At 28.3% G+C, this 20,460-nt stretch carries 18 protein-coding genes and 1 tRNA gene; 9 read left to right on the forward strand and 10 right to left on the reverse strand.

Annotation, left to right across the window (positions count from 1 at the left end; all coding sequences use genetic code 11):
* Nucleotides 1-41: 41 nt before the first annotated feature.
* From MKD34_RS03580 to yedF, 3 genes are all read right to left on the reverse strand, one after another.
* A tRNA-Sec gene (locus MKD34_RS03580) sits at nt 42-135 on the reverse strand.
* Between the two features lie 28 nt (nt 136-163).
* Nucleotides 164-439 carry a DUF3343 domain-containing protein gene (locus tag MKD34_RS03585; protein WP_240219758.1) on the reverse strand — a complete coding sequence of 92 codons (276 nt, stop codon included), beginning with the start codon at nt 437-439 and terminating at the stop codon, nt 164-166.
* A complete protein-coding gene (yedF, locus tag MKD34_RS03590; protein WP_240219760.1) occupies nt 439-1,026 on the reverse strand; it encodes a sulfurtransferase-like selenium metabolism protein YedF in 588 nt (195 codons plus the stop codon). The genes MKD34_RS03585 and yedF overlap by 1 nt, the downstream gene beginning before the upstream one ends.
* A 166-nt stretch (nt 1,027-1,192) precedes the next feature.
* Between yedF and MKD34_RS03595 the strand changes: the two genes are divergently transcribed.
* Complete coding sequence (locus tag MKD34_RS03595) at nt 1,193-2,617, forward strand: amino acid permease (RefSeq protein WP_240219762.1); 1,425 nt, start codon at nt 1,193-1,195, stop codon at nt 2,615-2,617.
* A gap of 40 nt (nt 2,618-2,657) precedes the next feature.
* Here the strand turns inward: MKD34_RS03595 and MKD34_RS03600 are convergent, their stop codons facing one another.
* The 5 genes from MKD34_RS03600 to aroB form a co-directional block, all read right to left on the reverse strand.
* Nucleotides 2,658-3,125, reverse strand: a complete 468-nt coding sequence (locus MKD34_RS03600; protein ID WP_240219764.1) for an SRPBCC family protein — start codon at nt 3,123-3,125, stop codon at nt 2,658-2,660.
* A gap of 67 nt (nt 3,126-3,192) precedes the next feature.
* A complete protein-coding gene (selB, locus tag MKD34_RS03605) occupies nt 3,193-5,034 on the reverse strand; it encodes a selenocysteine-specific translation elongation factor (protein WP_240219766.1) in 1,842 nt (613 codons plus the stop codon).
* 2 nt (nt 5,035-5,036) lie between these two features.
* Nucleotides 5,037-6,422: an L-seryl-tRNA(Sec) selenium transferase gene (gene selA, locus MKD34_RS03610; RefSeq protein WP_240219768.1), complete on the reverse strand. Its 1,386-nt coding sequence runs from the start codon at nt 6,420-6,422 to the stop codon at nt 5,037-5,039.
* Nucleotides 6,423-6,432: 10 nt separating this feature from the next.
* Entirely contained in the window at nt 6,433-7,410 is a 978-nt protein-coding gene (gene selD, locus MKD34_RS03615) for a selenide, water dikinase SelD (RefSeq protein ID WP_407933857.1), read from the reverse strand.
* 96 nt (nt 7,411-7,506) lie between these two features.
* Nucleotides 7,507-9,486: a 3-dehydroquinate synthase gene (aroB, locus tag MKD34_RS03620; RefSeq protein WP_240219772.1), complete on the reverse strand. Its 1,980-nt coding sequence runs from the start codon at nt 9,484-9,486 to the stop codon at nt 7,507-7,509.
* Nucleotides 9,487-9,627: 141 nt separating this feature from the next.
* Here aroB and MKD34_RS03625 point away from each other — a divergent pair, with 141 nt between their 5' ends.
* From MKD34_RS03625 to MKD34_RS03655, 7 genes are all read left to right on the forward strand, one after another.
* A complete protein-coding gene (locus tag MKD34_RS03625; protein WP_240219774.1) occupies nt 9,628-11,220 on the forward strand; it encodes an FAD-binding protein in 1,593 nt (530 codons plus the stop codon).
* 105 nt (nt 11,221-11,325) lie between these two features.
* Nucleotides 11,326-12,162 (forward strand): zinc metalloprotease HtpX, encoded by an 837-nt coding sequence (gene htpX / locus MKD34_RS03630; RefSeq protein ID WP_023049606.1) that lies wholly within the window; start codon nt 11,326-11,328, stop codon nt 12,160-12,162.
* A 65-nt stretch (nt 12,163-12,227) separates the two neighbouring features.
* Nucleotides 12,228-12,380 carry a hypothetical protein gene (locus tag MKD34_RS03635; protein ID WP_023049607.1) on the forward strand — a complete coding sequence of 51 codons (153 nt, stop codon included), beginning with the start codon at nt 12,228-12,230 and terminating at the stop codon, nt 12,378-12,380.
* A gap of 91 nt (nt 12,381-12,471) precedes the next feature.
* The gene (locus MKD34_RS03640) at nt 12,472-13,320 is read left to right on the forward strand and encodes a DUF2156 domain-containing protein (RefSeq protein ID WP_240219775.1); all 849 of its coding nucleotides are present in this window, start codon (nt 12,472-12,474) and stop codon (nt 13,318-13,320) included.
* Nucleotides 13,321-13,332: 12 nt separating this feature from the next.
* A complete protein-coding gene (locus MKD34_RS03645; protein WP_240219776.1) occupies nt 13,333-14,751 on the forward strand; it encodes a leucyl aminopeptidase in 1,419 nt (472 codons plus the stop codon).
* A 51-nt stretch (nt 14,752-14,802) separates the two neighbouring features.
* A complete protein-coding gene (locus tag MKD34_RS03650; protein ID WP_240219777.1) occupies nt 14,803-15,945 on the forward strand; it encodes a GNAT family N-acetyltransferase in 1,143 nt (380 codons plus the stop codon).
* A 25-nt stretch (nt 15,946-15,970) separates the two neighbouring features.
* On the forward strand, nt 15,971-16,438 hold the full coding sequence (locus tag MKD34_RS03655; RefSeq protein ID WP_240219778.1) for a DUF2628 domain-containing protein: 468 nt from the start codon (nt 15,971-15,973) through the stop codon (nt 16,436-16,438).
* A gap of 34 nt (nt 16,439-16,472) precedes the next feature.
* On the opposite strand, the gene MKD34_RS03660 is transcribed toward MKD34_RS03655, so the two are convergent.
* Both MKD34_RS03660 and MKD34_RS03665 read right to left on the reverse strand, forming a co-directional pair.
* Nucleotides 16,473-17,150 carry an SIMPL domain-containing protein gene (locus tag MKD34_RS03660; protein WP_240219779.1) on the reverse strand — a complete coding sequence of 226 codons (678 nt, stop codon included), beginning with the start codon at nt 17,148-17,150 and terminating at the stop codon, nt 16,473-16,475.
* 9 nt (nt 17,151-17,159) lie between these two features.
* The gene (locus MKD34_RS03665) at nt 17,160-17,738 is read right to left on the reverse strand and encodes a nitroreductase family protein (RefSeq protein WP_240219780.1); all 579 of its coding nucleotides are present in this window, start codon (nt 17,736-17,738) and stop codon (nt 17,160-17,162) included.
* Between the two features lie 140 nt (nt 17,739-17,878).
* Between MKD34_RS03665 and MKD34_RS03670 the strand changes: the two genes are divergently transcribed.
* On the forward strand, nt 17,879-20,389 hold the full coding sequence (locus MKD34_RS03670; protein WP_240219782.1) for an AMP-binding protein: 2,511 nt from the start codon (nt 17,879-17,881) through the stop codon (nt 20,387-20,389).
* Nucleotides 20,390-20,460: the final 71 nt, after the last annotated feature.

Below are 20,460 nucleotides of genomic sequence, written 5' to 3' on the forward strand. Positions count from 1 at the left end.
AAAAAAAGCCTCACTTTTTAGTGAGGCTGAACTTTTAAAATTGGCGGAAGCGTATAGGAATCGAACCTACCAGCGATTTAACTCGCCAAGACAGTTTTGAAGACTGCTGAGTACACCAGTAACTCATCCGCTTCCAATTTCATATTTATTATATCATAAATTTTTAAAAATTGAAAGTAGAAAAATTCTTTTTAAAGCCATTTTTTTCACAAAGATAGAAATTGTATATATTTTTATCTATATTATTTTCAATTAAAAGTTCTAGTATTTTATGTGCATCTTCAATATTTGCTTTTAAAGAAAGACCACAGCTAGCTTTTAACTCACCAGGTAATGGTATGATTCGAACATCTACTCCGTTATCAACTAAGAATTTTTCTACCTTCATAACTAAATGAGTTGAATCGATTGTTATAATTAAAAAATTTTCTGAGCTCATTATGGTCTAATCACCTTATTTGCTTTCATTTGTTTTTCTATTATGTTGTACATATTTGTGATGCTCCCGACAGCAATATTGTTTTCTAAATGATAGAAATTAAGACAAGCTCCACAAGATAGAATTTCAACTCCTCTTTCCTCAAGAATTCTTAAGTCTTTTATAGTAGTCTCATTAGAAGCTGTTAAAAACACACCTTTATTATAGAAAAGAATAGCTTTTGGCAGAGATTCCATTTCAGTAAGAGTATATATAAAACCTTTCATTAAAGTTTCACCAAGAGCAGTTTCGCCATCACCCATTTTATCAGAAGCAATAACTATAATAGTATTATTTTCATCATTAGAAGTACTAGAATTTGATGAAGTTTCATTAATTGTTTTATTTATTTGAATAAAAAATATTCCATTTTCTTCTCTAGTAGTAAATGAAAATCCCATTTCCTTAGAAAACTTTTCAATATTTTCCTTAGAAATTTTGTTATCTATAGAAACTTCAATTGAACCTTCTGTTATTTCTTTTAAAGCATTTTTTGTCATAATAACTGGTATAGGACAAGTTTGTCCAATAGCATTAACTTTTATCATTATTTCACACTCCTTGAAAAATTATACTTTTTTTAATTATACAATATTTATACAAAAAATTATACTTTAAAATTGATATAAATAGACAATAAAAAAATTGATTTTTTTTAGTAAAGGTGTTATTATAAAAATTGTTTTAAATATAATACAGTACGAGGAGTTGAGAATGAAAAAGAAGTATCTATCTGTGTCATCACTAGTAATGATGATATTCTTGGGAGTATTTGGATTTGGAAATATTGCCAATAATTTTAAAGAAGTAGGAATGTCATCCGCCACAATGTTGGTAATAGGAATATTATTTTATTTCTTACCACTTTGTTTAATAATGGCAGAATTTGGAGCGTATGCTCAAGATAGAACGAGCGGAATATATTCATGGATAGAGATAGGATTAGGAAAAAAAATGGCCTATTTTGCAATTTGGTCATATTTTATAGCAAATATATTTTATTTACCAACATTGGCAACAAGAGTGCCAACATACTTTAGTTTTGGGTTATTTGGAGATGCAAATATATCAAATATACAAACAGCTACTTTATCTTTAGTAGCATTGGTTATATCATTAATCATTGGTGTGAAGTATCAAAAAGCTATTGGAGCTCTTTCAAAGCCTATAGGTTATGTTTCTTTATTTACAGTTTTAATATTTTTAGTAGCTGGAATATATCTTCATTTAACAGGACAAGGAGCTACGAATTTAACAACTGAAATGTTTATAATAAAAACTACATCTAAATCGGATTTAGCTAGATCTTTAGGAACATTTTCATGGATATTATTTGCATTTGGAGGAGGAGAGGTAGTAGGACCATATGTAAATCAAGTAGAAAATCCAGAAAAAAACTTTGTAAAAGGATTACTTGTAGCTTCAATGTTAATAGGAATACTTTATGTTTTAGGAATTGTTTCAGTTTCAGCATTTGGAACGCAAGAGGATTTTTCAAAAATATCTTTAATAAACGCAGTTTTAGCAGGTTTTAAATTTATGGGAGATAAGATAGGATTAGGAATTTGGTTTGTTAAATTAATGGGAATAGCTTATTCTTTAATAACATTAGTAGCTCTTATTCTTTGGGGAAGTTCTTTAGCTGCTGGAGTATTCAGTGAGGCACCAAAAGGAACTTTTCCAGATTGGTTAACGAAGAAGTCTGATAAAAATGGGATTTTAAGAAACGCTTTAATATTTCAAACAATATTAGCGTTTTTATTCATAGCTCTTACAACTTTTGGAGGAGAGGCAGCAGGAGAGCTTTACTATAGAGTATACGATATGACAACGATGGCTTTAATTGTACCGTATTTTTGTTTAGGAATAAGTTACATATTCTTTAGAAAAAGAGGTTATGTATCACCGTTTCAAATATCAAAAGGGAACTTAATCCCTATTTTAGCAGGAGTATCAGTTTCAGCAATGACGTTTATAGCTTTTATTTTTGCAGGATATGATTTTACAGTGCCAATAGTAAAGCAGTTAGATAAAATGAAGTTATATTATGGTGGTCTATTAATGTTTATGTTAATAGGTGTAATTATTAAATTTTTAAGTGGAATAAATCATAAATCTAAAGAAAATAAGAAAAAATAGGTTAAATAAAAATGGAAGAACTCAAGTTCTTCCATTTTTATTATTTTGTTTTATTAAATTCAGTTTCAGCAACAACTTTTAATCTAGTTAGCTGATCTTCTAGAATTCTTTTATTAAAAACATTGAAAAGTTTATGTAATGAAGTTCCTTTTAATGTCCAAGCTGTTAGTATTAAGTGAGTTTTAGTTGGATTAACCTCTTCAAAATCATATTCAAGTTTAAAGTCTACCCATTTATCTCCTACTTCAATTTGGTACATTTTCCCCTCTTCATAAGCTAAAACTTTTCCACAATACTCCTCTTTAAAACCATACATTTTTATTTTTTCACAGAAAGTAGAACCAGTAACTTCTGGTGTATCTGTATGCTTCTCATCTTCTAAACCTGTAATCCAAAGAGCGTGCTTACTGTAATCAGATATAAGTTTAAATACAAAATCTTTTGGGGCTTCAATATCAATTCCTTGAACAAAAAATGGTATTTTTTCATTTAATTCTTTTAGTTCCATACAAATCACTCCCATTTAATAAAATTATATTATATTATTAAGTGATTTTATTAAATTTCCTTCAAGATTAAATATTATTTTTTATTCTATAACTATCAATTTTTTTAGTAACTTTTTTTTCATCAAAATTCTCAAGGTATACAAGAGCCATTTTACGGCTAGTTTTGAGAAGATCTCTAAATTCTGCTAGTGTAATTTGAGTATTTACTATAAGGAACTTATCTAATCTATTTAAAGCTTCTTGATAAAAACCTTTTAAAAGAAAATAATCATTTAGTTTTACAATAAGTCCTTCTCTTGTTAAATATTGAAAAACTTCTTTAAAATTTATATTTTTATGAAAATGATCATTTAACTTTTCAAAACTTAATCCATTAAACTCCTGTTTTTTTAATAGAATTAAAATTTCATCTTTTATTTTTTTTTCATCTTTTGAAAGCTTAACTTTAAATGTTTTAAGTGAAACAAAGTTATCTTTTTCTTGAAATTCATCTTGAAACTCATTTATTAAGTTGATTCCTTTAAAAAATAGATTGTTAATAGTTGCTAAAGGAACCCCTTTTCTAAGAGGGTTTTTTAAATGAAAATCATTTAAGTATAAATTAATCTCATTTTTAAGATTTTTAAGATTTTCTTTATGAATAATGGCTTTTATTGTTTTAAAAACAAAAATATTCTTATCGAAACTATCTTCATTTAAAGAGAGATTAAACTCTTTATTCAAATCGTTTATATAAGTAAAACTTCCCTTATTTAAAAGATATTCTGAAACATTAAGTTGTTTATTTAAAAGATAATTTAATTTTTTTAAATAGATAGAATTATTTTTTTTAGTAGGAACTCCAAAAGGTGTTAGAATTCGAGCTCCTCCAAGTAAAGAGGATGTACTAAGAGTTCTTAATATACCAATGTCGTCAAAATCGACAGGAATCTCTTTGTCCATTATAAGTTGGAAAAAGGTTGATTCCTCTTCAAAATCTTGAAGGTATTTAATCTTTCCATAATACTCTCCAGTACCAATATTCAATCTTATTTTGGTATTGTTTTTAGGAATAGTTCCTTCTGATAGTCTATTGAATACTACATCTATTATTTTGCTATTTGTAATAGTTTTACTGTTAGTTAAAAGGTTACCTCTTTCAATCTCCTTTGCTGTTGCTCCAGTTATATTTAAGGCGCATCTTTGTTGAGATGAAATGTATTCTAAATCTTTTCCATGATTTTGAATTCCTTTTATTTTAATATTAATTTTTTGAGGATAAAGAGTTAAAGTATCTCCTTTATTTATATTACCAATAGTTGTACCACTAACAATAGTTCCAATTCCTTTAGGAGAATAGATTTTATCAATATCTAGTCTAAAAATATTTTGAATATTATTAGATGAAGAGAAATCAAAATTTTCAATCTCTTTTAAAATTAAATTATATAGGTTTTCATAGGTTGAACTATCTTTTAGGCTAACTTCAACAATAGGAAAATCTTTAAAAAACTCTTCTTTAAACTCTTGAGAAATTTGAGATCTAACTTCGTCAACTCTTTCAGAAGTAACTAGATCTCTTTTTGATAAAACAATAATTCCATTTTTTATTCCAAGAAGTTTTAAAATCTCTTTATGCTCTATTGTTTGAGGCATAATACCATCATCACAAGCTATTAAAAAAAGCACAAAGTTAATACCTTTAGCACCAGCAACCATATTTTTTATAAATTTTTCGTGCCCAGGAACGTCAATAATACTGATAATATCACCAGACGGAATATTTAAAGGGGCAAAACCAAGATCAATGGTCATCCCCCTTTCTTTTTCCTCTTTCATAGTATCGGTATTTATATTTGTCAGCATTTTGACTAAAGTTGTTTTTCCGTGATCTATATGACCAGCTGTACCAATTACTATATTCTTCATATCTATACTCTCTCTAAGAATTTTTTAAAGTTTTTTATGATTATAGAGTACTCATCACTGTGAATTGTTTTTAAATCAATAAAAAATTGATTGTTTTGAACTCTTCCAACAATAGGTGTATCCTCTTTTAAAAAAGCTGTTTCAATTTGTTTTCCATCTAAAGAGATGATAGCAACACCATAACTATCGATAGTTGCATCAGGCATAGAGCCACCGCCAATTATAGCTTTTGTTTCAATAATTTCACTATCTATTTCAATATCTTTTAAAAGATTCTTTAAGACCTCTGCTCTTTTAAAAACTTCACTTATAGGTTCTAAAATTCTATTTAAAGTAGGATTTTTTTCGATGGCAACCTTTTCATCAACATATTGTTTAAAAGTAAATTCTAAAGCACTAATAGTCATTTTGCAAACTCTAAAAGCTCTTAAGAATTGATTTTTTTTCAATTTTGAAATTAACTCTTTCTTTCCAATAATTACTCCACATTGTGGTCCACCTAAAAGTTTATCCCCACTAAAAGTAATTAAATCAATGCCAGAGCTTAAAGATTCGAAAATTGTAGGTTCCTTTTTTTGTCCATACTTAGAAAAATCTATTAGTACACCACTACCTAGGTCTTCCATTGAAATTATTCTGTGTTCTTTTGCTAATTCAGCAATCTCTTTATTAGACACAGATTTTGTAAAACCAGAGATATGATAGTTAGATGTATGAACTTTTAAAAGCATTGATGTATTTTCATTTATTGCTTTTTGATAGTCAGCTAGATGCGTTCTATTAGTAGTTCCAACTTCCACAAGTTTAGCACTTGAGAGTTCCATAATATCTGGAATTCTAAATGAGCCACCAACTTCTACAAGTTCTCCTCTAGATATAATAACCTCTGTATTTTTACTGAATTCGTTTAAACAAAGCATAACAGCAGCAGCGTTATTATTAACTACTAATGCAGCTTCAGCACCAGTAACTTTTGCAATAAGATCTTCTACATGAGAGTATCTACTTCCTCTTTCACCTGTCTTTAAATCAAATTCAAGATTACTATATCCGCAAAGTGAATTTTGTAGATGCTCAATTAATTCTTTTGAAAAAAGAGCTCTTCCTAAATTTGTATGTAGGATAGTTCCTGTACCATTTATAACTCTTTTAAAATTAAACTCTAAATTTTTAGTTAGAGATTTTGTAATTTCCTTTTCGATATCTTCAATAGAGTATTGAGTGATAACTTCCTCAAGAATTCCTTTTCTAAAAAAGTTAATTCCTTCATTAACAGCGTCGTAAACCTCTTTATAAGGTTTATCTTTAAAAAACTCCTTTTCATTTAGTAGATCGATAACTTTATCTACTTTAGGAAGATTTCTTAAAAGAGTTTGTTTATTAGTCATAATATTCCCCTTATCTAACTACAATATATTTTCCGTTATATTTATCTACAGTTCCAATTAAAGATGATTTTATTTGAAGAGTATTTAGTTTTTCCATAACCTCTGATGCGTATTTTGAAGAAACAGAAAATAGTAAACCACCAGATGTTTGTGGATCTAGCATAATCTCTTGTAACCAAAATGGAACTGCTGAAATATCAACTTTATCATTTAAATAGTTTCTATTTTTTTGTCCCATAGAGTTTATATAAAACTCTTTGGCGAACTCTTTAGCAATATCTAAATATGGAATAAGTTCTTGTTCTAAAACAAAAGTTTTTTCAGAAGCTACTGCCATTTCATATGCGTGTCCTAAAAATCCAAATCCTGTAATATCTGTACAAGCAGTTATTGGGTAGTTTCTTATAATTTCAGCAGAGTATTTATTTAAAGTTGTCATTATTTCAATCCACTCAGTTTTTACTTCATCAGAGAGAGTTTCAACTTTAGAAGCTGTAGAAATGATACCTGTTCCAAGAGGTTTTGTAATGATTAAAACATCCCCTTCTTGAGAACCGTAATTTTTAAAAACTTTATCAGGATGTACAAGTCCAGTTACAGAAAGACCATATTTAATCTCAGGATCATGAATAGAGTGTCCACCACTTAGAACAGCTCCAGATTCAGCAATTTTTTCAGCTCCACCTCTTAAAATTTCGCCTAAAATTTCGATATTTTCCTTTTCAGGAAAACAAACTATATTCATAGCTGTTCTAGGTTCTCCTCCCATTGCATAAACATCACTTAAAGAGTTAGCCGCAGCTATTTGTCCAAATATATATGGATCATCAATCATAGGTGTAAAAAAGTCTAAAGTTTGGATTAAAGCTATATCATCTGTTAATTTATATATAGCAGCATCATCAGATTTTTCAAAACCAACAATTAAATTTTTATCTTCCACACTTGGAAGGTTTTTTAATAAACTTGAAAGAACCTCCGGTCCTATTTTGCTTGCTCAACCACCAATTGAGCATCTATCTAATAAAAGTTTCATTTAGCGCCTCCTTATTCATAAAAAATGAACCTATAAATTATACCACAATTATATATTTAATACCATACCGCCTTCTAAATTATCAACTGTTGAAACTGTGATACTATTTTTATTTAAAATATCTAAAAGAGTTAATAATATTAGATTTCCAGCAATAATAACATCAGCACGGTTAGGTTCTAAACCAATAATTTTTTTACGATCTTCTAAAGTTTTACTTAAAAATAGATATAAGTTTTCTTCTAAATCCATTTTTGTTAAAACATAGCCGTTTATCTCTTTTTCATCAAACTTAGGAAGCTTTTTAACAATAGAAACGTTAGTTGTAACAGTGCCTGCAACTCCTATAATTTTAAAGTTATTACCTTCAAACTTAATTAATTCGTTAAAAAATCCTTTTAAATAGTTACGAGCAGATAAAAGAGTTTCCTCATTATAGTTTTCATCTGAAAAAAACATCTCTGTTAATTTAACAACTCCAATGGGGAAACTTTTGATATAGTCAATTCCATTGTAATCACCAATGGTAATTTCACTACTACCGCCTCCTACATCAATAGTTGCTATTTTTTCTCTATAGATGTTGCTATTTCCATTAAAACTTAATTTCGCTTCAATTTCTCCAGGAATAACTAAAGTATTTATATCAAATTCATTTTTTATTCCTTGAACAAACATACTACCATTGCTAGCCTCTCTTGTAGCAGCAGTAGCAAATGCAATCAGCTCAGTTACGCCCATAGAATCAGCTTTTTCTTTAAATCTTTTAATAATATAGTATGTTTTTTCAATAGATTCTTTTGAAAGAACACCAGTTTGATTAAGGTTTTTTCCCAATCTAGAAACTTCTAAATCCTTATATAATGGTGTAATAATCTCTATTTTATTATCAGTTTTTTCAATCTCTGCAATAAAAAGTCTACAAGAGTTAGTTCCTATATCTATAACACCTTTTAAAATTCTATTTTTAAAAGAGTGGTTAACTTCAGAGATAATCTCTTTAGAAATTGGCATATTTTCAAGAGTTCCATTTTTATCGATAATAAATTTAATTTTATCATGGGTATTTTTTTTATCTTTTTTCATAACATTTATTAAAGTTTCTTCCTCTATATATATAGGAGTGGGATCAATTTTATAAAGACTGAAAAGTTCTTTGATAGAATTAATGTATTCATCTGTAGAAAAACCTAAAAACTTAGAGATTTGCATTTCAAAAAGTATACCTTTAGCTACTCCTTCGCCGTGAGAGATATGTTGATAATCAAAAAGAGTTTCTAAAGCATGACCATAAGTATGACCTAGATTTAAAAAGGCACGATCACCTTTCTCAAATTCATCTTTTTCAACAAACTCTTTTTTTATTTTACAAGATTCATAAATCATTTCAATTAAAACTTCAGGTTTTAACTTTAAAATATCTCTATATGATTCAATTAAGAAGTTAAAATAACTTTTATCTTTTGCAATGATACTATGTTTAATAACCTCTCCCATACCAGACCTAAATTGGCATAAAGGTAGAGTTTTTAAAAAATTAATATCTATAATAACTCCAATAGGTTGTTTAAAAGAACCGATTAAGTTTTTTCCAAGAGAGTGATTAATGGCAACCTTACCTCCAATACTAGCATCAACTTGAGCTAATAAAGAAGTGGGAACTTGTAAAAAATCAAGACCTCTCATGAAAGTAGAAGCAATAAATCCTCCTAAATCGCAAACAACTCCACCTCCAACACATATGATTAAAGAGTTTCTAGAAAAATTATTCTCTATTAAAAATGAAAAAATTTCCATAGAAGTTTCCATATTCTTATATACTTCACCGTCTTCAATTTTATAGACATAGGTTTTTTTCTTTGGAAGATTACTTAAAATCTTTTGACCATAAAGTTCACCTATAGTTTTATTTGTAAGTAGTAGTATTTTGTCATAATTTTCAGTAAAATCATTAAGTCTATCTATTGTATTTTGTCCAATAAAAATGTCGTATGAATTTATAGAAGTCTTCATAACTAAATTTTTCATAATATTGGTCTCCTTTTGTTTAATTTTCTATAGTTAAAGTATAATATTTTTATAAAAAAAAAGCAAATTTACCAAAAAAATGTTTGCAGAAAAGACAAAAAATATTATAATATGAACATACAAATGATTTTGGAGGGGAAAATGAAAAGGAAAGTATTATTTTTTACAGCATTGAGTGTACTGGCGTTTGGTCAAAGTGAGAAATCTTATATTGGAAAAGGAAATGGTTATGGTGGTGAGTTAAAAGTAAATGTAAAAACAAAAGGGGAAGAGATTGTTGATTTAGAATTAATATCTCATAAAGAAACATCACCAGTTGTAAAAAGAGCATTTCCTGTTATTAAGGAGAGAATCATAGAAGCACAAAGTCCTATTGTGGATAATGTATCAGGGGCAACTTACACATCTTTTGGAGTAAAAAGAGCAGTAGCACAAGCTTTAAAAGCTCAAGGAAAAGACTATGGTAAGATTACAGTAAAAACAGGTGGACCAAAAGAGGAAATAGCATATTTAGAACCGGTAAATACAGATATAGTTATAGTAGGAGGGGGACCTGCAGGTCTTGCAGCAGCAATATCAGCTAAAGAAGCTGGAGCTAAAAATATAATATTAATAGAAAAATTAGATATTTTAAGTGGAAATGGAAAGTTTGATATGAACTTTTTTGATTTAATAAATTCAGAAGCACAAAAGAAAAATGGAACATTTGATACTGTAGAAGCTTTTGTAAAAGATAAGGCAAATAAAATGGATACGATTGAAAGAACTCAAGCTCAAGCTGAAGGAGCATTTAAACTTGATGCTTGGTTAAGAAGTATGGGAATAGAATTAAACCATAACTACGGTTTAAGAAATCATATGGCTGAGAAAGATGCATATGCTGGAGAAGAGATTCAAGATGGGCTAGAAAAGAAAGTAAAAGAGTTAGGAATAGATGTAAGAACAGGAACAAAAGGTTTAGACTTAATTGTAAAAGATGGAGAAGTAACAGGAGTTAAGGTTCAAAACAAAAATAAATTTTATGATATAAATGCTAAGGCAGTTATCCTTGCAACAGGAGGATTTTCTCATAATAAAGAACTACTTGCAAAATATGCACCTGGTTCAGAGACGTTAGCAACATCAAATCAAATGTCAGCAACAGGAGATTTTATTCCTGTATTTGAAAAGAATAATTTAAAGATGGATAACTTAGATATTTTAAGCATATTCTCTTTTATACTTGTTCCAAGTAGAGATTTAACAGGAGGAGGAGACGGGTATATACTAGTTAACCAAGAGGGAAAAACATTCTTAAAAGATAAACCAACGAGTATGGAAAGAGCTAAATCTATTGAAGCTCAAACTGGTAGTTATGCTTATTATATATATGATCAAGATTTATATGATTCTTTTTATCGTTTACAAAAACATAATAATTTAGGACTTCATACAAAGGCTAAAACAATTGAAGAGTTAGCTAAAAAGTTAAATATTCCAGTGGAAGAGTTAAAAAATTCAACAAAAACATTGAGAAAAGAGGGACCTTATTATGGAGCTAAGGTTCAATCAGCTATTCATATGACAAAAGGTGGAGTAGTAGCTGACGAAAAAACACAAGTTATAAATACAAAAGGTGAAAAGGTAAAAGGACTTTATGCAGCTGGAGAAGTTACAAGTACTAGTGCAGCATATAGTGCAGCAGTTGTATTTGGACGTATTGCAGGTGAAGAGGCTGCAAACTCTATAAAATAGCTAAAAGAAGAGGGATATTAGATTAAATATATCCCTCTGTTTATTTACAAAAAATAAAAAATATGGTACTTTATAGAAAAAAGTCAAAAAGACTGGAGGTAAAAAATGCAAGGTTTTAAAACGTTTATATTAATGCTAGTAATGACCTTATTGCTATTATTTATAGGAGGAGCTATTGGTGGAAAAACAGGAATGACAATAGCTTTAGTTTTAGCAGGAGTAATGAATTTTGTATCATATTGGTTTAGTGATAAAATTGTACTATCAATGTATGGAGCGCAAGAGATACCAGAAAACAATAAAGTTTATTGGATAACAAAGAAGTTAGCTGACAATGCAGGATTACCTATGCCAAAAGTATATATGATAAATCAAAGTCAGCCAAATGCATTTGCAACAGGAAGAAATCCTCATCATGCAGCAGTTGCAGTAACAAGAGGATTGGTTGAACTTATGGACGATAATGAGTTAGCAGGAGTAATAGGACATGAATTAGGACACGTTTCTCATAGAGATATACTAATTCAAAGTGTGGCAGCAACTTTAGCAGGAGCTATTGCATATATGGCTAATATGGCAAAGTGGGCAGCTATTTTTGGTGGGGGAAGAAGAGATGAGGATGATAATCATGGTGGAATTTTTGGGTTATTGGCAATAAGTATTTTTGCACCTTTAGCAGCAATGTTGGTTCAAATGGCTATATCTAGAAGTAGAGAGTATAAGGCTGATAATTTTGGTGGGAAAATTTGTGGTCATCCAAGATATTTAGCAAATGCTTTAAGAAAATTAGAGTCATATGCTACAAGAATTCCCATGGATGCAGCACCAGCTACAGAAAATATGTTTATTGTTTCACCTTTGGCAGGAAGTAAGATGGCAAATTTATTTAGTACTCATCCAAGTACTGCTGATAGAATAAGAAGATTAGAGGAAATGGAATAAAATAAAATTTGACAAATCCAATAATATGAAGTAAATATAAAAAGTAAAGAGATGGAGGAATAGTTATGGAAAAAACTGTTATTTCTCAAAAAATTCTACTTATATTTACATTAATATTATTGACTTATCTTATTGTTGTTCTATTTGAAAAAGATATAAACACCTTTGATGAATTAGAAAGAATTCTTCTTTTTAGACATTTTAGGCTACATATGTAGAGAGTCAGAGTTATATCTGACTCTTTTTAATTTGACACTAAAGCCTTATTGGTATATACTTGCAATAGTATATTAAGGCGGTGTAGAATAAATGGACTGGAAAAAATTAACAATAGATAGTAGAGAGGAACTACAAAAGTTTTTAAAAAATAAGTTTGAAACTTCAGATATGAATTTTACAAATCTTTTTTTATGGAGTTTTAGTGAAAACATTCAATATATAGTTGAAAATGAGATACTGTATATAAAAGGATTTTATGAAGGTAATGAATACTATTTTTCACCTGTTTCAAAAGATGATAATAAAGATAAGATGATAGATGCTGTAAAAAAAATTAAAGAAAAGAATGGGAAGATACTTTTCATTCCTGAAATATATAAAGAGTTCTTAAAAGAGGATTTTATAGTGACAGAGGAGAGAGATTCCTTTGATTATATCTATTTGCAAGAAGATTTAGCAGAACTTAAAGGAAGAAAATTTTCTTCTAAAAAAAATAAAATAAATAAATTTAAAAAAACATATAATTTTACCTATGAAAAAATATCAAGAGAAAATATAGAGGATATAAGAATTTTTCAAAGAAAATGGACTGAAAATAGAAAAGAGGATACAATTATAGTATCTGAAACTATGGGTATAGAAGAGCTTCTTAATAACTACGAAATTTTAGAATTAAGAGGAGGAGTTATAAAAGTTGATGGGAAAATAGTGGCTTATGCTATTGGAGAAAAATTAACAGAAAATATGGGAGTTATCCATATTGAAAAAGGGATATTTGATTACCAAGGAAGTTATCAGATGATAAATATGTATGTTGCAAAAGAGGAGTTTTCAGATGTTAAACTTATGAATAGAGAAGATGATTTTGGAAGCTTAGGATTAAGAGAAGCAAAACTTTCTTATCAACCAATTGAATTTATAAAAAAATACAGTATATAGAGGAGGAGTGCTATGTTTAAAGTTATCAACAAAATTGAAAAAGGTTATGATTTAAATATTGTATTATGTTTTGAGGGACAAGTTAATATTTGTGAACACATATCTTCAACAAACAAGGATTTAATAGAAAAGTTAATAAATAAAAAAGAGTTTACAGGGAAAAAAGGTGAAACTTTAAAAGTTGAATTTTTAGAAGGAACATACTTAATTTCAATGATTTTTGTAGGAATGGGTAAAGAGGAAGAGTTTAATTTAGATATATATAGAGAGGTAATGTTTGATGTATTGTCTAAAGAGAAAGGTTCAGTTTTAATATCAGCAGAGAATGAAAAATTACTAAACTATAATGTTTTAGGAGAAATTTCGTCAAATGTAAATTATAACTTTGATACATTTAAAGAGAAAAAAGGTGAAACTTTAGAAATAGAGCTATTTATTCCTGGAGAAGAAAAAGATTTTTCAGAAACAATTCTTTTAGGAGAAGCAACAGATATAGCTAGAGATTTAGTAGATCAACCTGCAAACGTGATTAATCCAATAACTTTAGCTGAAAAAGCTGTTGAACTTGGGAAAAAATATGGATTTGAAGTTGAGATTTTAGATGAAAAAGAGATTGAAAAATTAGGTATGAATCTTCTTTTAGCAGTTGGTAGAGCATCTATAACAAAACCAAGACTTATTGTAATGAGATATCTAAATGGAAAAGATAACAATGAAAAGATAGGATTAGTAGGAAAAGGATTAACATATGATACAGGTGGGCTTTGTATAAAGCCAGCAGACTCTATGTTTGAAATGAAAAGCGATATGGCAGGAGCAGCTTCTGTAATAGGTGCTATGTGTGCTATTGCTAAAGGAAAAGTTGAAAAGAATGTAGTTGCAATAGTTCCAGCATGTGAAAATGCTATAAATGAAAATGCTTATAGACCAGGAGATATTATAAAATCAATGAATGGAAAAACTGTTGAAATTATAAATACAGATGCAGAGGGAAGATTAGCACTAGCAGATGCATTAACTTATGCTGTAAGAAATGAAAAGGTGACAGAAGTTGTTGATTTAGCAACACTTACTGGGGCAATTCTTGTTGCATTAGGAACAATTACAACAGGAGTATTTTCAAATAATGATGAAAAATATGCTATGTTAGAAAAAAGTAGTAAGCTATATGGAGAAAAAGTTTGGAGAATGCCAATATTCGATGAGTATAGCGAATTATTAAAATCAACTGTTGCAGATGTAAAACATACTGGTGGAAGAATGGGTGGATCAATAACTGCAGCTAAGTTTTTAGAAGGATTTGTTGAAGGATTACCATGGATACATATGGATATAGCAGGAACTGCATTTAATAGTGGTGTAAAATGGTTTAAAAAAGGTGCTACAGGAGTTGGAGTAAAAGCACTTTATAGCTATGTAAAAAATAGATAAAATAAAAAGGTGAGAAATTCTCACCTTTTCTTATATAAGGTAGGTGGGAAAATGATAAAAAATCAATTGAAAGTTTTATGGAAGGATCTTTTTAATGATGAGTTAGATTATATAAATTGGTATTTTGATAATGTTTATAATGAAGAAAATACAAAGATATTTTTAAAAAATAATAAAGTTTATGGGATGCTATTTGAAAATAGTTACCATATATCAATTGGTGAAGATAGATTTATGGGAAGATATCTTGTAGGTGTAGGAGTAACTCCTGAAAAAAGAGGAGAGGGGGTTATGAAAGAGTTACTTTTAAAAAGCTTAAAAGAAGCATATGACTTTGGTGAAGAGTTTATATATTTAACGCCAATTGATAAAAAAATATATGAAAGATTTGGATTTGCGTATATTTCAACACTTTCTAAATATGAACTAGAGTTTCCTGTATTATGTGATTTTAAAAAAGAGTTTAAAATTGAGAAAATACAAGATGAAAGTTATGACCAAAACATTTTAATAAAATTAAAAGAGTTTTATAGAGAAGTTTCTCAAGAATATTATATAAAAGTTGCTAGGGAAAAAGAGAACTATAAGAAGATATTATCAGAAATTTTTTGTGAAGATGGCTTAATCTATATTAGCTATGATATAGCAGGAAAAATAAATGGTTATATGAGTTTAGTTAAGTCTGAAAGTATATATGTAAAAGAAATTTTATTTAAGGATAAAGATACTTTAGAAGGATTATTATCTATTTTATATGGATATAAGGATTACTATAAAAAAATAGAGATTATTCTTCCTGAAAATACATATTTAGAAGATTATTTAGATAGTGAAAATTTAGTTAAAAAAACTCTAAAAAATAAAGTACAGGTAAGAATTTTACATGTTGAAAAAGTATTAAAAAGATTAAGTAAAAGTTTAAAAGAGAATGAAGAGATTAAAATATATATACAAGACAAATATATAGAATCTAATACAGGAGTATTTAAAATAAATAAAAATGAAGTTAAGAAGATAGAGGGAGAGTTTGATTTAAGTGTGCATATAAATGATTTAGCAACCTTAGCTTATGGATTTAGAGATTATAAATCTTTAAAAAAAATAGAGAGTTTTTATATAAAAAATAAGGATAAAGAGCAAATATTAAGTAATATATTTATGAGAAGAGTAAACTATTTTAATCAAGATTTTTAGAACTTTAAATAGCTAAGGAGGGACTATGGAGAGTAGAATAGAATATGTAGAAAAACATCTAGGAAGTTTAGAAGACTTTGTAAGAAAAAATTCCAAATATTACTTAGAAAGTTGGAGAAGTGAAAAGATTAAATTTAATTTTGCAGCATTTCTATTTGAAACACTATGGTTTGCCTATCGGAAAATGTATAAAAGTGCAGTTGTACTTTTACTTACGAATCTACTTATAAATTTAGCAACATTTTTATTTTTAATAAAAACAAATTTTTTTATGGGAGGAACTATTTTAGTTCTATTTATTAGGATATATATTGGCTTTAAAGCCAATGATTTTTACTTTATGAAAGCAGAAAAAATTCTTGAAAAAAGAGGTTTTGAACCAGAAGATAGAGATTGTGGAACAAGTATGTTAGGAGTAGTAATAATAATATTTATAGCAATTGTTTTTCAAGTGTTATTAGATTTTTATTTAGGAGTGACTTTATATTATTAAAATTAAAAAACAGCTGATTTCTCAGCTGCTTTTTTTATTTTTCCATATAGAAAATTACATTCATACTTGCAGTAACATCAACATCATTTGGAACTGTTAAAGGAATTGGAGTATCATCGGCTTTAGCTGCTGAGTTTAACATAAAAGATATTGGTCTAGGCATTGAGTAATTTAAATCAATATTTTTAGGAGAAACTTTAAAGTCATCTATGCCTGCGATTAAAGAAGCTTTATATTTAGCATTTTCATAGGCTAATTTATATGCTTTATCCTCTAACTCTTTTCTATCAGCTATAAAAAAGTTAATCTCTCCAATATTATTTACACCACCATTATTAAGAGCAGTAAGTACAGTACCAGCTTTATCTAAATCATTACTAGTGATTAAAATTTGATTTCTAACAAAGTACTTCATCTCTCCATCTTTTACATTATAATCATTTCTATAATTTAAAGAGTAATTTTCAGTTTTTATATTATTTTCTTTTAAACCACTTTTCTTTAATAAACCGATGGCTTTATTAATAATATCTGTATTTTCACTAATAGCTGTTTGTGAATTTTTATTTGTTGTTTCAACAGTAGCTATTATGCTAAAAGTATCAGGTTTTCCTGAAACAGTTCCTGTTCCAGTAACAGAGATTGTAGGCGTTTCATTAGCTAAAGAGAAAGCCGAAGTTAAAAGAAATAAAGTTCCGATTGTTTTTTTCATAAAATCCTCCTAGAATTTTTTTAAAATCAAAGTTTCTAGAGAAAGTTTAGGCACATAGTGTACATTTTCCTCTACATCTCTATGATACTTTAAATTACCAATATTTCCTTTAGTTAAAATAACTTTATCAGTTGGTTTTCCTAGGGCTACTAAAATTTGAGGATTGTAAGTATCCATATCTAAATCAAGAGTTTTAGATACATCTAATTTATTAAAAGCTCCAATTAAACATCCACCAAAACCTAGTTCTGTAGCTTTTAAAAGAATATTTTGGCATGCAATTCCAATATCAATACCTAAAGTTATTGGGGATAAAAGGTTTTCTTTAAGAGTACTAATAAGGACATAAGCTTTGGGTCCCTCTTCTAAAGTTGGACTCCAAGGAATAGCTCCTGCCCAAGCTGTATGAGGAAAAATTTTGTGACATAAACTTTGAGAACTAACAAGGGTGTATCTAAGTGTTTGGCTATTTCTAGCAGATCCACCTAGATGAGCAGCATTGATTAAACTTTCTAAAGTTTCAATATCAATTTCTGTAGAATCGAAAGTTCTGTGAGAACGAGTTTTGATTAATAGTTCATTTAACATGGATAACCTCCTCAATTATTTTAACACAATACTACTTTATAAATACTAAAAAGTCAACATGTTAAGAGGAAAAAGTGGACAATTGGTGTAAGTTATTATAGAATAAGTTGTTATTTTTACAAATTAGGGAGGGAAAATTTATGAATTTTATATACGACAGAAAAAAAACTGCGGTAATTTATAAAGATAAAGAGCATTCGTACTATGAACTTATAAAGATGGCAAAGATATATTCGAGTTTAATGAATATAGAAAAAGAGGATAGAGTAGCTATTTTTATGGAGAATAGACCGGAGTATATGGGAGCTGTACTAGGAGTATGGGATAAGAAAGGGACGTGTACTAACTTAGATGCAAGTTATAATGTAGATCAATTGATATATGTTTTCAATGATTCTCATCCTAAATATATAATTACTTCTAATGAGAATATAGAGGTAGTTAAAAAAGCTAAAGAGGAATCAAATTCAAGTATAAATATATTGAATGTTGATGAAATAGATATAACAAAAGACATAGAGATTGAAAATGTGGCTGTAGAATGTTTAGAAAAAGATGCAGTAGCAGTTATGCTGTATACATCAGGGACAACAGGAAATCCAAAAGGTGTAATGTTAACTTTTGATAATATAATGTCCAATGTAGATGCTATAGAAGAGATAAAAATGGTAACACCTGAAGATAGATTACTAGCATTACTTCCATTTCATCATATACTACCACTATCTTTTACAGTATTAATGCCACTAAAATTTGGATGTTTAGTTGTTATTTTAGATGAGTTATCATCAGAAGCGATAAAAAGAAACTTACAAAAGTATAAAATAACTATTGTGATAGGAGTACCAAGAGTTTGGGAGATGTTCCACAAGGGAATTAAAGGTAAAATTAAAGAGAGTGCTTTAAGTTATAAACTTTTTAATATATGTAAATCTTTAAATATTATGCCTTTAAATAAAATTGTGTTTAAAAAAATTCAAGATGCTTTTGGAGGAAATATAAAATTCTTAGTTTCAGGTGGAGCTAAGTTAGATAAAGAGATTTGTGAAGATTTTAATATATTTGGATTTAAAATGTTAGAGGGATATGGGTTAACAGAAACGTCACCAATTATATCTTTCAATAGGATAGATAATGTTGTTGCTGGTACAGTTGGAACCCCTTTACCAGGAGTTAAAGTTAAGTTAGAAGAGGATGGAGAAATTGTTGTAAAAGGTAGAAATGTTATGAAAGGTTATTATAACAAACCTGAAGCAACAGCTGAAGCTATAGATAGTGAAGGATGGTTCCATACAGGAGATTTAGGACAGTTTGATGGAGATCATTTAAAAATAATTGGTAGAAAAAAAGAAATGATAGTTTTATCAAATGGTAAGAACATTAATCCTTCAGATATTGAAGCTGAAATTATGAAAGGAACTAATTTAATTCAAGAAGTTGCTGTAACAGAGGATGAAAAACATCTAATAGCAATTGTTTATCCTGATTTTAAAGTTTTAGAAGAGAAGAAAATTGCAAATGCTAAAGAAGCTATTAAATGGGAAGTTATAGATAAATATAATGTAACAGCACCAAAATATAAAAAAATATTAGATATAGTTATAGTAAAAGAGGAGTTGCCAAAAACAAAGCTTGGAAAACTTAGAAGATTTATGTTAAAAGATTTACTGAAAGGAAGTAATTTAATTAAAGGAATACCAGATGAAATAGTACCAGAGAAAGAGGTTGAAAAAAGAGGATCTACATCTAAAGAGATTAATACTCAAGAGTTTAAAGCAATTTCAAAATTTATTGGAACTCTTCATGATGAAATAGAGATAATTCCAGAATCACACTTAGAAATTGATTTAGGACTAGATTCGTTAGATATAGTTGAAATAATAACATTTATTCAAAATACTTTTGGTGTTGATATTTCAGAAGAGGATTTCTCAAGAATAAAAACTGTAGAAGCTCTTTGTCAATATGTAAGAGAAAAAGGTGGAAATTTTGAAGAGAAAGAGATTAATTGGAAGAAGATATTTGAGGAACCAGTTGATTTAAAAATGCCTAGTTCAAAATATGTTATTCCAATAACAACGATATTAAAACCTTTATTTACTTGGTATATAAAATTAGAAAAAAATATAAATAAATTGGAAAAAACATCTCCTGTTATATATATAGGAAACCATCAAAGTATGTTAGATGCTTTTGCTTTTGGACAAGCCTTACCAAAGGATATATTAAAAAATACATATTTCTTAGCTATAAATATTCATTTTGAAGGTAAAATAAAGAAATATTTAGCAGAAAATGGAAATGTTATTTTAATTGATGTTAATAAAAATTTAAAAGAAACATTGAAAATAGCAGCTAAAGTTTTAAAGGAAGGGAAAAATTTAGTGATATTTCCAGAGGGAGCTAGAACAAGAGATGGAGAGTTACAAGATTTCAAAAAAACATTTGCTATGTTATCAAAAGAGCTTGATATTCCAGTCGTTCCTTTTGCAATAAATGGAGCTTATGATTTAATGCCATATGGAAAAGGAGTTCCAAGTTCAGGAAAAATGAGTATTACGATTTTAGATAAAATATTACCTGGAAATAAATCAGTAGAAGAGATTGTAAAAGTAACTAGAGACTCAATAGAAAAAAGTATAAATAACTAAAAATAAAAGCTGACATAGAAAATATGTCAGCTTTTTACTTACTTCATGATATTGAAATAATAACACAATTA

Origin of the sequence: Cetobacterium somerae, assembly GCF_022430525.1 — a bacterium.
Lineage (GTDB): Bacteria > Fusobacteriota > Fusobacteriia > Fusobacteriales > Fusobacteriaceae > Cetobacterium_A.